Source organism: Stutzerimonas nitrititolerans, from assembly GCF_003696285.1.
Lineage (GTDB): Bacteria > Pseudomonadota > Gammaproteobacteria > Pseudomonadales > Pseudomonadaceae > Stutzerimonas > Stutzerimonas nitrititolerans.
Genome location: NZ_RFFL01000010.1, coordinates 104,223 through 117,869, shown reverse-complemented (window position 1 = coordinate 117,869; position 13,647 = coordinate 104,223). Strand labels below are relative to the sequence as shown.

The following is a 13,647-nucleotide window of genomic DNA, read 5'->3' as shown; positions in this document are numbered from 1 at the left end:
GACCGCGATCGCGGCGATGACAGCCAGATGGGGGCAGACGAGAGGATTTCAAGACTGCAGAGTCGCGCAGCGCCGGAGCGCTGCACTCAGGGCTCCAGCAATTCGAGCGAGGCGATCTCCGCCGGCGCCAGGTTGTAAAGCGCCTCGCCAGGTCCGTTGATCACCCGGCGAATGTTCAGGTTGCCATCCTGGTCGATACCGAGGAAACGTCCCTCGGCCAGGCCGCCCCGCTCGGTACGCGCGCGCACCATGAGATTCCGATAGGCAGAAGGATCGCGCAGCAGACGCTCCATGGAGAAACGCTGTCGCCGGTCGAGTCGCGGCGTGGGAGCCGGCGCTTCTTCGGCTCGGGTCGAGATCTGCGGAGCCACCGGCTCGGGCTCGGCGGGTAGCGGCGGGTATTCATCGCCAGCCACCGCCCAGCCTTGAGCCCCCTTGCCAAGCGGCAGTTCGTAGGTCTGCTGCTGACCATCCACACGGGCCTGTATGGTCGCCAGCAAGGACGTCGCAGGGAATCTCACCGCCGGAAAGGACTCGAGCTGTACCTGTCGCGTAGCATGTCGACGCTGCAGATAATCCGTGGCCACATGTTCCAGTGTGGCCTGGGAGTCATGGCGGGTATCCACCGCTCCGGCCCGATAACGCAAGTCGTCGGTGTAGAGCTCTACCCGACCGCTGAGATTGGTGTTGTAACGAGGCGGCAGTACCAGATGAAAATCCCCGGCGAGCTTGTTCGGCGGCACCGGCTGCAGATCCAGATGCAGGGTGTAGCCATGGGACAGGCGCCGGGCCTCGGGGAGCTCCTGTTCGGGCTGCATCCAGCTGATTTCGACCTCAGGAAGCGAGCCGGTATCCTGAGGCAGCACATCGAGGCGCAGCGGCCCATCGCCAGAGAGCGGCAGGCGAATGCTGACGGCCTGGTTGGCGAAGAAGTCGCTACCCTCACGCAGCGTCAGCACGCCATTGATGAACTCGCCCTGGTGCGGACTGAACGGACGGCCATCGAGGCGCCCACGTACATCCATTGCCAGTCGAACCTGATCGTCGCTCTTCTCGTGCAGCCATTCGAGGCTGATGATCGCCGCCAGTCGTTCGGGATTCTGGCTCGCCAGCAGGGTGAAACCCGCCACCAGCGGAATGAACCCCAGGCTGCTCAGCAACAGCGCCCTGCGCGCCGTTGTCCAGTGGCGAAACACGAACAGCAGCGAGACGGGCGGCAGCGCCAGTACCCCGACGCCCCAGAACAGGCTGGTACCGAAAGCCAGCGCCACCAGCCAGACAGCCCCCAGCACGATCAGCAGCAAGCCGCCGAGTATCAGCAACGCATCCATCCAAGTTCCTTGAAACATCGCCCACCGCTTCAGGGCTCGTCCACCTTGAAATGGCAGCGAGCGGTAGCGATGGGTTCGGCCTGATTCGTCTGCCAGGCAGTGACGGCGACGTTGGCGACACGGCGACCCTGACGCCACACCTGGCAGGCAGCGAAGGTGTCACGATAAAGACCGGCACGAAGATAATCTATCGAGAAGTCGATGATTTTGGGCAAATGTGGACTGCCCATGAACATCAGCAGATGCAACATCGCCGCGTGTTCCATGAAGCCGGCGATGACCCCGCCATGCAGCGCCGGCAAGGTGGGATTGCCGATGTTGTCCTGGTTGCTGGGCAGGCGGAACACCATCTCGTCACCCAGGCGCAGGCACTGGATACCGATCAGCCTGGCGTAGGGCACCATCTGCAGCAGCGGATCGTAGTTGTTGCTTTCATGGGCCTGGCGCACCCATTCGTTGAGATTTCTGTTACTCATCTGGATGCGCCCCGCTCGCCCGTCACCACACCCTTGCCCATGCGCATGAAGGCACCGACGACGTGGGCGATGGGCTCGTTGATGTCGCGCTGATAGGCCACGCCGCGAGTGAAGATAACGGTCGGCGTGACCCGGTAGCACTCGGCGAAACCGAACACGTCATGGTCCGGCTCGGCGGGATGCATGTAGTCGATACGCAGGTCCAGCGTCGGACAGATTTCCAGTTCGGGCAGCGCGCAAGCCGTGGATATGCCGCAGGTGGTATCCATCAGGGTGGTGATGGCGCCGCCATGGATGATCCGGGTTTCGGGGTCGCTGACAATCTTGTCGCTGTAAGGCAGGCGCAGCGTCAGGCCTTTTCGATCGGCCTGTTCGACACGCATGCCCAGTACCTGGCAGTGGCGCAGGAAGGACAGGAAGTGCTGGGTACGTTCCAGAATAACGGGGTCGCTCATGCGAACTCTCGACAATCGAACAAGCCGGGCATGGTAACGCCTCGCGGCGGAGCAACCTATTCCCTGGGCAGTTCGCTCGGCAAGGTTGGCGTGAATACCATTACCTTGAGCACGTCAGAGTGGAATTCGCGACGGTACAGGATCAGCACGACGCCCGCCGTCACCAGCATGAAGACCCAGGGATTGATGAACCAGGACAGCGTCGCCATGCCGAAGTAATAGGCGCGCAGGCCGAAGTTGAACTGGTTGGCCGCCATCGACATGACCCGTGCCCCACGCTCGGCGAAGGACTTGCGCTGCTGGTCGCTGACATTGGGCTCACCCACCGCCGGCGCGGAAGCCACCAGCACGGCCGCGAAGTTGTACTGGCGCATGCACCAGCTGAAGGTGAAGAAGGCATAGACGAACACCACGGCGAGGCCGAGCAGCTTTATCTCTGACAGGCCCCGGCTGACCGGCTGGGCAAACGGCAGATCGGCCAGCAGCGACACCGCGCGATCCGAAGCCCCCAGCGCGGTGAGGATACCGGCGAGGATGATCAATGTGCTGGAGGCGAAGAAGGAAGCATTGCGCTCGAGATTGCCGATCACGTTGGCATCGGCGATGCGGTTGTCACGCAACATTAGACGCCGCATCCAATCCTTGCGGTAGAGATGCAGCACGCTGGCCAGGCAGGCCGTATCACGACCGCGCCAGATGGCATAACGGGTGTAACCCACCCAGCAGAAAACGAACCAGACGACGGCAATCAGATGCGGCAGCAAATGGTCAGGAATAGACATCGGGCCTCCCTCCGACACTGCGCCGCATTATAGCCAGCACGCTCGCCAGGCTGTCGAGGCCCGCCAGTTGCAAACTTTCGGCTTCGTTGCCGTTTCGTTCGCGGCGAAACGGCAACGGACCCCAGGCTCAACCTGTCTTGCGTGTGCCTGCCACCCGGTCGGCGATGATCGCGGCCAGCAGCGTGACCAGCACCGGCAGCAGCCAGCCCATGCCCTGCGCGGCCAGCGGCAACTGCTTGAACAGCTCCGGCACCAGTTGGTCGAAGCCCGCGGCGGCGAAACCGTCCACCACACCGAAGATCAGCGTGATCGCCATCGTCGGGACGAAGATGCGACACGGCGATACCCACAAGCGATCCAGCAGGCTAAGCGCGACCAGCACGATCGCCAATGGATAGAGGCCCACCAGTACGGGAACGGAAACACTGATCAGCTGGGTCAGGCCCTGGTTGGATACCAGCAGGCTGAATGCCGTGAACACCACCACCACGGTGCGATAGCTGACCGGCAGCACGCCACTGAAAAACTCACCACAGGCCGCCGTCAGGCCAACCGCGGTCGTCAGGCAGGCCAGCGTAATGACCACCGCCAGCAACAGGCTGCCGGTGCTGCCGAACGTATGCTGTACGTAAGTCGTCAGGATCTGCACACCATTGGACGCATCGCCGGCGATGCCCTGGCTGGTGGCCCCGAGATAGAACAGCGCCAGGTACACCAGCGAAAGGCCGATCGCGGCGATCACGCCGGCGATCATCGAATAGCGGGTCACCAATGCCGGTTCCGTTACGCCACGGTCACGGATCGCCGTGGCAATCACGATGCCGAACACCAGCGCGCCAAGGGCGTCCATGGTCAGGTAACCGTCGAGAAATCCCTTGAGCAGCGGGCTGGTGCGATAGCTTTCGGCCGTCTCGCCGATCGCGCCGGCCGGCGCGAACAGCGCAGCACAACCGAGGACCAGCAATGCCGCCAGCAGCACCGGCGTGATGAACTTACCGACCCGGTCGATCAGCCGTCCGGGGTTCAGTACCAGCAACAGGACCGCCAGGAAGAACAGCGAGGTATAGATGAACAGCGGACCCGCCGAATTACCGGCAAAGGGTGCGATCCCCATTTCGAACGACACCGTTGCGGTGCGTGGTGTCGCGAACAGAGGACCGATCGCCAGATAGACGGCGACAGCTAGCGCCAGACCCGCCCAACGGCCCAGCGGCGCGGTCAGACGATCCATGCCGCCACCCACACGGGCCAGCGCCACTACCGTGAGCAACGGCAAGCCCACTCCGGTCAGCAGAAAGCCGATCGAGGCCGGCACGATGCGCCCACCGGCGGCCATACCGGCGCTAGGTGGAAAGATGATGTTGCCCGCGCCAAGAAACAGCGCGAACGTCATGAAACCAAGTGCCAGAAGATCCTGGCCTTTCAATCGAGTCATTGGAGTACCACCGCAGAAGACGCAAGCGCGTCCGAGACTATTCGATTCATTTGCGGCGCGAGGCGCACGCAAAAAAGACGTGGCACCTTACTGGAATTACCGGCTTCAGACGAGTTTCTTGCGACGGAATTGGTGACCACGCGGTCAAGCTCTCGCCGTGAGCGCCGCCCGAGCAGGCCAGGAAACGCTGCGCCGGACACAAAAATGCCAGTCAGCAGACCTGACTGGCATTTTTTACAGCAGGACAGCTAAGGTCTGTTCCCGTTTCGTCCGCGGCCGCGACGAAACGGAACACCAGGACTTACTTGGTTTCCCAGCCCGTCACCTCGGCCAGCGCCTTGCCGATATCGGCAAGGGAACGCACGGTTTTCACCCCGGCATCCTGCAGCGCAGCGAACTTCTCATCCGCCGTACCCTTGCCACCCGAGATGATCGCGCCGGCGTGGCCCATACGCTTACCGGGCGGTGCAGTCACGCCAGCGATGTAGGACACCACCGGCTTGGTGACGTTGGCCTTGATGTAGGCCGCCGCCTCTTCCTCGGCGGAACCGCCGATCTCGCCGATCATCACGATCGCCTCGGTCTGCGGGTCTTCCTGGAACATCGCGAGGATGTCGATGAAGCTGGAGCCCGGAATCGGATCGCCACCGATGCCCACGCAGGTCGACTGGCCGAAGCCGGCATCGGTGGTCTGCTTGACCGCTTCATAGGTCAGGGTACCGGAACGCGAGACGATCCCCACCTTGCCCGGCTGGTGGATATGCCCCGGCTGGATGCCGATCTTGCACTCGCCAGGTGTGATCACGCCCGGGCAGTTCGGCCCGATCAGGCGCACACCCAGTTCGTCGCACTTGATCTTCACTTCCAGCATATCCAACGTCGGGATGCCTTCGGTGATGCAGACGATCAGCTTGATGCCGCTCATCGCCGCCTCGATGATCGAATCCTTGCAGAAGGGAGCCGGCACGTAGATGACCGATGCATCGGCACCGGTGGCCTCCACCGCTTCGCGCACGGTATTGAAGACCGGCAGACCGAGATGGGTGGTACCGCCCTTGCCGGGCGTCACGCCGCCGACCATCTGGGTGCCGTACTCGATCGCCTGTTCGGAGTGGAAGGTACCTTGCGAGCCAGTGAAGCCCTGGCAGATGACTTTGGTGTCTTTGTTGATCAGGATGCTCATTACTTGCCCTCCGCGGCTTTGACAACCTGTACCGCCGCATCGGTCAGGCTGTTCGCACCGATGATGTTCAGCCCGCTGTCGCTCAGCATCTTGGCGCCCAGGTCGGCGTTGTTACCCTCCAGGCGCACCACGACCGGCACCTTCACGCCCACTTCCTTCACCGCGCCGATGATGCCTTCGGCAATCATGTCGCAACGCACGATACCGCCGAAGATGTTCACCAGCACCGCCGCCACGTTCGGGTCGGACAGGATGATCTTGAAGGCTTCGGCGACCCGCTCCTCGGTGGCGCCACCGCCGACATCGAGGAAGTTGGCCGGCTTGCCACCGTGCAGGTTGACGATGTCCATGGTGCCCATCGCCAGGCCGGCGCCATTGACCATGCAACCGATGTTGCCATCGAGGGCCACGTAGTTGAGTTCCCAACGTGCCGCATGGGCTTCACGCGGGTCGTCCTGGGACGGGTCGGCCATGTCGCGCAGCTTGGGCTGGCGATAGATGGCGTTGCTGTCGATGTTGATCTTGGCATCCAGGCAATGCAGGTTGCCGTCCTTCTTGATCACCAGCGGATTGACTTCCAGCAGAGCCAGGTCGTAGTCGACGAACAGCTTGGCCAGGCCGACGAAGATGTGCACGAACTGCTTGACCTGGTCACCCTTGAGCCCCAGCTGGAAAGCCAGCTCGCGGCCCTGGAACGGCTGCGCGCCGACCAGCGGGTCGACGGTGGCCTTGAGGATCTTCTCAGGTGTGTCGTGGGCGACTTTCTCGATATCCACGCCACCTTCGGTGGAGGCCATGAACACGATACGACGCGAGGCGCGATCGACCACCGCGCCCAAGTAAAGCTCCTTGGCAATATCAGTGCAGGCTTCGACCAGAATCTTGCTGACCGGCTGGCCATTGGCATCGGTCTGGTAGGTCACCAGTCGCTCGCCGAGCCACTGCTGTGCGAACGCTCGGGCCTCGTCCTTGCTGCGCACCAGCTTGACGCCGCCGGCCTTGCCGCGACCGCCGGCATGCACCTGAGCCTTGACCACCCATTCGGTGCCGCCAATCTTGTCGCAAGCCTCGGCGGCTTCTCGTGGATTGTCTACCGCGTAGCCTGCCGAAACCGGCAGTCCGTACTCGGCAAATAGTTGCTTACCCTGATATTCGTGGAGATTCATGCTTAGCTACCATTCGGTTGATATGCATCAGACGCAGCGCTGAGGCCGCGCCACCCCAAGTCACTGAAAACTATCGGAAATACCTTTCAAAGACCTGGTTGTTTTTTAGCTGCCCACATCGACGAAAGCCCGCAGTGTTCGCGAGAACACGGCGGGCTTCGTCAGTTCACACAACCATCAACGCTTCTTGCGGTTGGCGATGTGGATCGCATGGCCGTTGACGGCCAGCGCTGCTTCATGCAGCGCCTCGGACATGGTCGGGTGCGAGAACACCATCATGCCGAGGTCTTCGGCACTGGTGCCGAATTCCATACCGATGGCGCCCTGCTGAACCAGCTCGGCCGCCGCCGGACCCATCACGTGAACGCCCAGTACGCGGTCGGTCTTGGCATCGGCGATGACCTTGACCAGACCGGCCGTGTCGTTGGCCGCCATGGCACGGCCACTGGCCGCGAACGGGAAGACACCGACGTTGACTTCAACGCCTTCGCTCTTGAGCGCCTGCTCGGTCTTGCCTACCCATGCGATTTCCGGATGGGTGTAGATGACCGACGGGATCAGGTCGTAGTTCATCTGCGACTTGTGGCCGGCGATACGCTCGGCAACCATCACGCCCTCTTCGGACGCCTTGTGCGCCAGCATCGCGCCACGCACCACGTCACCGATAGCGTAGACGCCGGGAACGCTGGTTGCGCACTGATCGTCGACGAAGATGAAGCCGCGCTCATCCATGTCCACGCCAGTATCGGCCGCCAGCAGATCGGTGGTGACCGGACGACGGCCAACCGCGACGATCAGCTTGTCGAAGGTCTGCTGCTGCTCACCTTCAGCGGACGTGAAGCTGACGGTCACTTCCTCGCCCTTGACTTCGGAACCGGTCAGGCGCGCACCCAGCAGAATCTTCAGACCCTGCTTGGACAGTACCTTGAAGGCTTCCTTGGAGATCTGCTCATCGGCAGCCGGCAGGAACTTGTCCATCGCTTCGATGACGGTCACTTCGGCGCCGAGGCGTGCCCAGACCGAACCCAGTTCGAGACCGATGACACCCGCGCCGATGACGCCCAGGCGAGCCGGAACGCTCTGGAAATCCAGCGCACCGGTGGAGTCGACGATGATCTTCTGATCGACAGGCGCAGGCGGAATATCCACCGGCTTGGAGCCGGAAGCCAGGATGACGTTCTCGGCGGCCAGCGTCTCGGTGCTGCCATCGAGCTTGGTGACTTCCACCTGCTTGCCGGCCAGCAGCTTGCCGTGGCCTTCGAAAACGGTCACGCCATTGGCCTTCAGCAGCGCCGCAACGCCGCCGGTGAGGTTCTTAACGATCTGGTCCTTGCGCGCGACCATGGTCGGCACGTCCATCTTGACATCGCCGGTGCTGATGCCATGGACGTTGAAGCTCTCGTGGGCTTCGTGGAACTTGTAGGAGCTGTCGAGCAGCGCCTTGGAGGGGATGCAACCCACGTTCAGGCAAGTGCCGCCCAGAGCGGTCTTGCCTTCCTTGCCCTGATACTTTTCGATGCAGGCGGTCTTCAAGCCCAGCTGCGCCGCGCGAATGGCAGCCACATAGCCCCCCGGACCGGCACCGATGACGACGACGTCGAATTTCTGACTCATTGCAAATCCTCTCTAGCTTCAAGCGAAAAGCGGCAAGCCACAAGCGAAGCCACCTCGAGGCAGCTCCCGCTTGCGACTTGCCGCTGCTTTTTAGATGTCCAGCAGCAGGCGGGCCGGGTCTTCCAGCAGGTTCTTGATGGTCACCAGGAAGCTGACCGCTTCCTTGCCGTCGATCAGGCGATGATCGTAGGACAGCGCCAGGTACATCATCGGCCGGATGACCACCTGACCATTGATGGCCATCGGTCGTTGCAGGATGTTGTGCATGCCCAGGATGGCGGCTTGCGGCGGATTGACGATAGGAGTGGACATCATCGAACCGAAAGTACCACCGTTGGTGATGGTGAAGGTACCACCAGTCATTTCGTCGATCGACAGTTTACCGTCGCGGGCCTTCTTGCCGAAGGTCGCGATGCCGCTTTCGACTTCCGCCAGGCTCATCAGCTCGGCATTGCGCAACACGGGCACGACCAGACCACGGTCGCTGGAAACGGCAACGCCGATGTCCTGATAGCCGTGGTAGACGATGTCGCTGCCGTCGATCGAGGCGTTGACCGCCGGGAAGCGCTTCAGCGCCTCGACGGAAGCCTTGACGAAGAAGGACATGAAGCCCAGGCGTACGCCGTTGTGAGTCTTCTCGAACAGCTCCTTGTACTTCGAACGCAGCGCCATGACTTCGGTCATGTCGACTTCGTTGAAGGTGGTCAGCATCGCCATGTTCGACTGTGCCTCGACCAGACGCTCGGCAACCTTGGCACGCAGACGGGTCATCGGCACACGCTTCTCGGTGCGGTCACCGGCTGCAACGACAGGCGCAGCGGCAGCGCTGGCAGCAGGCTTGGCTGCGGCCGGAGCGGACTTCTTGGCCTCGATGGCGGCAACCACGTCTTCCTTGGTGACGCGACCGTCCTTGCCGGTGCCCTTCACGCTGTTGGGGTCGATGCCATTCTCTTCGGCGAGCTTGCGAGCGGCTGGCGCGAGGATCGCCTCTTCGGCACTGGCAGCGGCGGGAGCGGCAGCCGGAGCGGCGGCAGGTGCCGCTGCGGGCGCTGGCGCTGCCGAAGCGGTGGCACCCGCTTCCAGCTTGCCGAGCAACTCGCCGCTGAGCACGGTGTCGCCTTCGTTCTTGACGATTTCGGTCAGCACGCCATCGGCTTCGGCGAGTACTTCCATCACGACCTTGTCGGTCTCGATATCGACGATCAATTCGTCACGCTTGACTGCTTCGCCCGGTTGCTTGTGCCAGGTGGCAACGGTGCCGTCAGCGACCGATTCCGGGAATTGGGGGGCTTTGATCTCGATAGCCATTAGCTGGGGTCCTATTGATTCGGTTTCTACGGCGAGGCCGCGAAGTCCGCGGCCTCTTGCTCGATGATTTAAACGGTGAATGCGTCCTGCAGCAGTTTTTCCTGCTGTTCGGCGTGCATGGAGGCGTAACCGACCGCAGGTGCGGCGGAGGCTTCACGACCGGCGTACTGAAGGAACAGCTCCTTCTTGTGCGCTGTGGCCACACGACGCATATGGTGCTGGCTGCAATACCACGCGCCCTGGTTCATCGGCTCTTCCTGGCACCAGACGATCTGCTTGAGCTTCTGGTAAGGCGCGAGCACCTCGGCCAGATCCTCTTCCGGGAACGGATACAGCTGCTCGATACGCACGATGGCAATATCTTCCCGGCCTTCGCTACGACGCTTGTCCAGCAGATCGTAGTAGACCTTGCCGCTGCACATGATGAGTCGTTCGACCTTGGCCGGATCGATTTGATCGATTTCCGGGATGACGGTCTGGAACGAACCCTCGGTCAGATCCTCGAGCGTCGAGGTAGCCAGCTTGTGGCGTAGCAGCGACTTCGGCGTAAGCGCGACCAGCGGCTTGCGAAGAGGGCGGATCGCCTGACGACGCAGCATGTGGTAGACCTGCGCCGGCGTGGTCGGTACGCACACCTGGATGTTCTGCTCGGCACACAGCTGCAGGTAACGCTCCAGACGCGCGGAGGAGTGCTCCGGCCCCTGCCCTTCATAACCATGCGGCAACAGCATGGTCAGGCCGCACAGGCGTCCCCACTTATGCTCGCCACTGGTGATGAACTGGTCGATCACGACCTGAGCACCGTTGGCGAAGTCACCGAACTGCGCTTCCCAGATCACCAGAGCGTTCGGCATGGTGGTGGCATAGCCGTATTCGAATGCCAGCACGGCTTCCTCGGAGAGGAAGGAATCGTACAGATCGAAGCGAGGCTGGCCTTCGTACAGGTGCTGCAGCGGAATGTGGGTGCTGCCGTCCTTCTGGTTGTGCAGCGCCGCATGGCGATGCGAGAAGGTGCCGCGACCGACGTCCTGACCACTGATGCGGACCGGGTGGCCTTCGAACAGCAGGGTCGCGTAGGCCAGCGTCTCGGCATAGCCCCAGTTGATGGCCAGTGCACCGGCACCCATTTTCTGGCGGTCTTCGAGAATCTTCGATACCTGGCGCTGGACGACGAAGCCTTCGGGCACCGCAAGCATCTTGCTGGAGAGTTCCTGCAGGGTCTTCAGATCGAACCGGGTATCGTGACGCGCGGTCCAGGCATGGCCCAGGTAGGGACGCCAGTCGACGAACAGCTCCTTGTTGGGCTCCTTGACCAGGCTCTTGACCACGTGCAGACCGTTGTCCAGCGCGGTGCGGTACTCGTCGATCTTCGCCTGCACGCTCTCGGCGTCCTGCACATTGGCCTGGATCAGGCTGTCGGCATACAGCTCGCGCGTGGTGCGCTGCTTGGCGATCTGCTGGTACATCAGCGGCTGGGTACCGCTCGGCTCATCGGCCTCGTTGTGGCCGCGGCGGCGGTAGCAGACCAGATCGATCACCACATCGCGCTTGAACTGCATGCGATAATCGACGGCCAGCTGGGTGACGAACAGCACGGCCTCCGGATCATCGGCGTTCACGTGGAAGATCGGCGCCTGGATCATTTTCGCCACGTCGGTGGCGTACTCCGTGGAGCGCGCATCTTCCTGCTTGTTGGTAGTGAAGCCAACCTGGTTGTTGACCACGATGCGGATGGTGCCGCCCGTGCGATAGGCGCGGGTCTGCGACATCTGAAAGGTTTCCATGACCACGCCCTGACCGGCGACGGCAGCGTCACCGTGGATGGTCACCGGAAGGACCTTGTCGCCGACCGGATCGCAACGGCGGTCCTGGCGGGCGCGCACCGAACCTTCGACCACCGGGGAAACGATTTCCAGGTGGGATGGGTTGAAGGCCATGGCCAGGTGAATCTCGCCACCAGGCGTCATCACGTTGGAGGAAAAGCCCTGGTGATACTTCACGTCACCGGAACTCAGTCCTTCCACCTTCTTGCCTTCGAACTCGTCGAACAGGTCGCGCGGATTCTTGCCGAAGGTATTGACCAGTACGTTCAGGCGACCGCGGTGGGCCATGCCGATGACGATTTCCTTGGTGCCATAGGAACCGGAACGCTGGATGATCTCGTCCAGCAGCGGAATCAGGCTCTCGCCACCTTCCAGACCGAAACGCTTGGTCCCGGGATACTTGGTACCCAGGTACTTTTCCAGACCTTCGGCGGCGGTCAGGCGCTCGAGCAGGTGGCTCTTGATTTCAGGCGAGAAAGCCGGACGACCACGAACGCTTTCCAGGCGCTGCACGAACCAGTTGCGCTGCTCAGAATCGACGATGTGCGTGAATTCGGCGCCAATGGTGCGACAGTATGTCTCTTGCAACGCCTGATGAATTTCACGCAACGTTGCCTCGTCCTTGCCCAGCGCCAGATCACCGGTGCGGAACACGGTGTCCAGGTCCGAGTCGGTCAGACCATAGTGGTTGATCGAAAGATCGGCAGGAACGGGACGCTGACGGAGACCGAGTGGGTCGAGTTGAGCGGCCTGGTGACCGCGCATGCGGTAAGCCTGAATCAGGCGAAGGACTTCGACCTGCTTCTTCTCATGCTCGCTACTGACGCTACCGGCTGAAACAGGCTGGGCGCGACGCTGATTCTTGGCCAGCAAGACGAAATGATCGCGAATCGTCGAATGCGATACATCGGTCGTAGTGCTGCCGCTGACGGGCAACTTCTGGAAGTAGCTGCGCCATTCTTCGGGCACAGCATTGGGGTCGTGCAGGTAGAGCTCATAAAGCTCTTCCACATAGGCAGCATTACCACCGGATAGGTGGGCACTGTCCCACATGCGCTGCATTACGCTTTCTTGCATGTTCGGTCACCTTCGATAAGGAGACACCACCAGCGTGGAGACCGCAGCATGACTTCCCAAGTTCTGAAGCAGCGACTCAGGTAAAGCCACTACGGACCGCGCAGATAGTTTCCGGGCACCACCCCGGATGCTCCTGCTGGTCGTCAATTTTCAGAGTGGAATCCCGGCTTTGTGGGCTGGGTTTCCTACTAAAGCTACGGCGCCGAGATCAACTACGGCGCCGCAGGTGTCACGGTGAAGCGAAGCAGGCAGGCGAATCAACCGCAATCGCCTGCCCGGATACATCAGGTCCCGCTCTGCAGCAGCATGTTACGCACGTGGCCGATTGCCTTGGTCGGGTTCAGACCCTTCGGGCAAACGCTCACGCAGTTCATGATGCCACGGCAACGGAACACGCTGAACGGATCGTCCAGTGCCGCCAGACGCTCCTCGGTTTCGGTGTCGCGGCTGTCGGCCAGGAAGCGATAAGCCTGCAGCAACGCGGCGGGACCGAGGAACTTGTCCGGGTTCCACCAGAAGGACGGGCAACTGGTGGAGCAGCAAGCGCACAGAATGCACTCGTACAGACCATCCAGCTTCTCGCGATCTTCCGGGCTCTGCAGTCGTTCGATAGCCGGTGCCGGCGTATTGTTCATCAGATAAGGACGAACCTTCTCGTACTGCTTGTAGAAGATGCCCATATCGACGACCAAGTCACGAATGACTGGCAGACCAGGCAACGGACGCAGAACCAGCTTGCCCCCCTTGACCACGTCGGACAGCGGCGTGATGCAGGCCAGGCCATTCTTGCCGTTCATGTTCATGCCATCGGAGCCACAGACCCCTTCACGGCAGGAGCGACGATAGGAGAAGCCTTCGTCCTGCTCCTTGATCAGTGCCAGCACGTCGAGCACCATCAGGTCCTTACCATCGGTATTGACCTGAAAATCCTGCATGTAGGGCTTTTCGTCTTGATCCGGGTTGTAGCGATAGACGCTCACTTGCAACATTTTAGGCG

Annotated in this window: 11 protein-coding genes; all 11 read right to left on the bottom strand. The window is 61.7% G+C overall.

Going from position 1 to position 13,647, the window contains the following annotated elements:
- Window positions 1-86: 86 nt before the first annotated feature.
- Window positions 87-1,331 carry an MFS transporter gene (locus EA795_RS13880; RefSeq protein ID WP_122077937.1) on the bottom strand — a complete coding sequence of 415 codons (1,245 nt, stop codon included), beginning with the start codon at window positions 1,329-1,331 and terminating at the stop codon, window positions 87-89.
- Between the two features lie 29 nt (window positions 1,332-1,360).
- Window positions 1,361-1,807 carry a PaaI family thioesterase gene (locus EA795_RS13875; protein WP_014853557.1) on the bottom strand — a complete coding sequence of 149 codons (447 nt, stop codon included), beginning with the start codon at window positions 1,805-1,807 and terminating at the stop codon, window positions 1,361-1,363.
- Window positions 1,804-2,262: a PaaI family thioesterase gene (locus EA795_RS13870; RefSeq protein ID WP_014853556.1), complete on the bottom strand. Its 459-nt coding sequence runs from the start codon at window positions 2,260-2,262 to the stop codon at window positions 1,804-1,806. Before EA795_RS13870 ends, EA795_RS13875 begins: the two co-directional genes overlap by 4 nt.
- A 56-nt stretch (window positions 2,263-2,318) precedes the next feature.
- Entirely contained in the window at window positions 2,319-3,044 is a 726-nt protein-coding gene (locus EA795_RS13865; RefSeq protein ID WP_014853555.1) for a DUF599 domain-containing protein, read from the bottom strand.
- A 127-nt stretch (window positions 3,045-3,171) separates the two neighbouring features.
- Window positions 3,172-4,479 (bottom strand): branched-chain amino acid transport system II carrier protein, encoded by a 1,308-nt coding sequence (gene brnQ, locus EA795_RS13860; protein ID WP_122077934.1) that lies wholly within the window; start codon window positions 4,477-4,479, stop codon window positions 3,172-3,174.
- A 301-nt stretch (window positions 4,480-4,780) separates the two neighbouring features.
- Window positions 4,781-5,662 carry a succinate--CoA ligase subunit alpha gene (sucD, locus tag EA795_RS13855; protein WP_014853553.1) on the bottom strand — a complete coding sequence of 294 codons (882 nt, stop codon included), beginning with the start codon at window positions 5,660-5,662 and terminating at the stop codon, window positions 4,781-4,783.
- Entirely contained in the window at window positions 5,662-6,828 is a 1,167-nt protein-coding gene (gene sucC / locus EA795_RS13850) for an ADP-forming succinate--CoA ligase subunit beta (RefSeq protein WP_014853552.1), read from the bottom strand. The genes sucD and sucC overlap by 1 nt, the downstream gene beginning before the upstream one ends.
- Before the next feature lie 177 nt (window positions 6,829-7,005).
- A complete protein-coding gene (gene lpdA, locus EA795_RS13845) occupies window positions 7,006-8,442 on the bottom strand; it encodes a dihydrolipoyl dehydrogenase (RefSeq protein ID WP_014853551.1) in 1,437 nt (478 codons plus the stop codon).
- Window positions 8,443-8,532: 90 nt separating this feature from the next.
- Entirely contained in the window at window positions 8,533-9,750 is a 1,218-nt protein-coding gene (gene odhB, locus EA795_RS13840; protein ID WP_058075072.1) for a 2-oxoglutarate dehydrogenase complex dihydrolipoyllysine-residue succinyltransferase, read from the bottom strand.
- Window positions 9,751-9,818: 68 nt separating this feature from the next.
- Complete coding sequence (locus tag EA795_RS13835) at window positions 9,819-12,650, bottom strand: 2-oxoglutarate dehydrogenase E1 component (RefSeq protein ID WP_122077932.1); 2,832 nt, start codon at window positions 12,648-12,650, stop codon at window positions 9,819-9,821.
- A gap of 284 nt (window positions 12,651-12,934) precedes the next feature.
- The gene (locus EA795_RS13830) at window positions 12,935-13,639 is read right to left on the bottom strand and encodes a succinate dehydrogenase iron-sulfur subunit (RefSeq protein WP_014853548.1); all 705 of its coding nucleotides are present in this window, start codon (window positions 13,637-13,639) and stop codon (window positions 12,935-12,937) included.
- Between the last annotated feature and the right edge of the window lie 8 nt (window positions 13,640-13,647).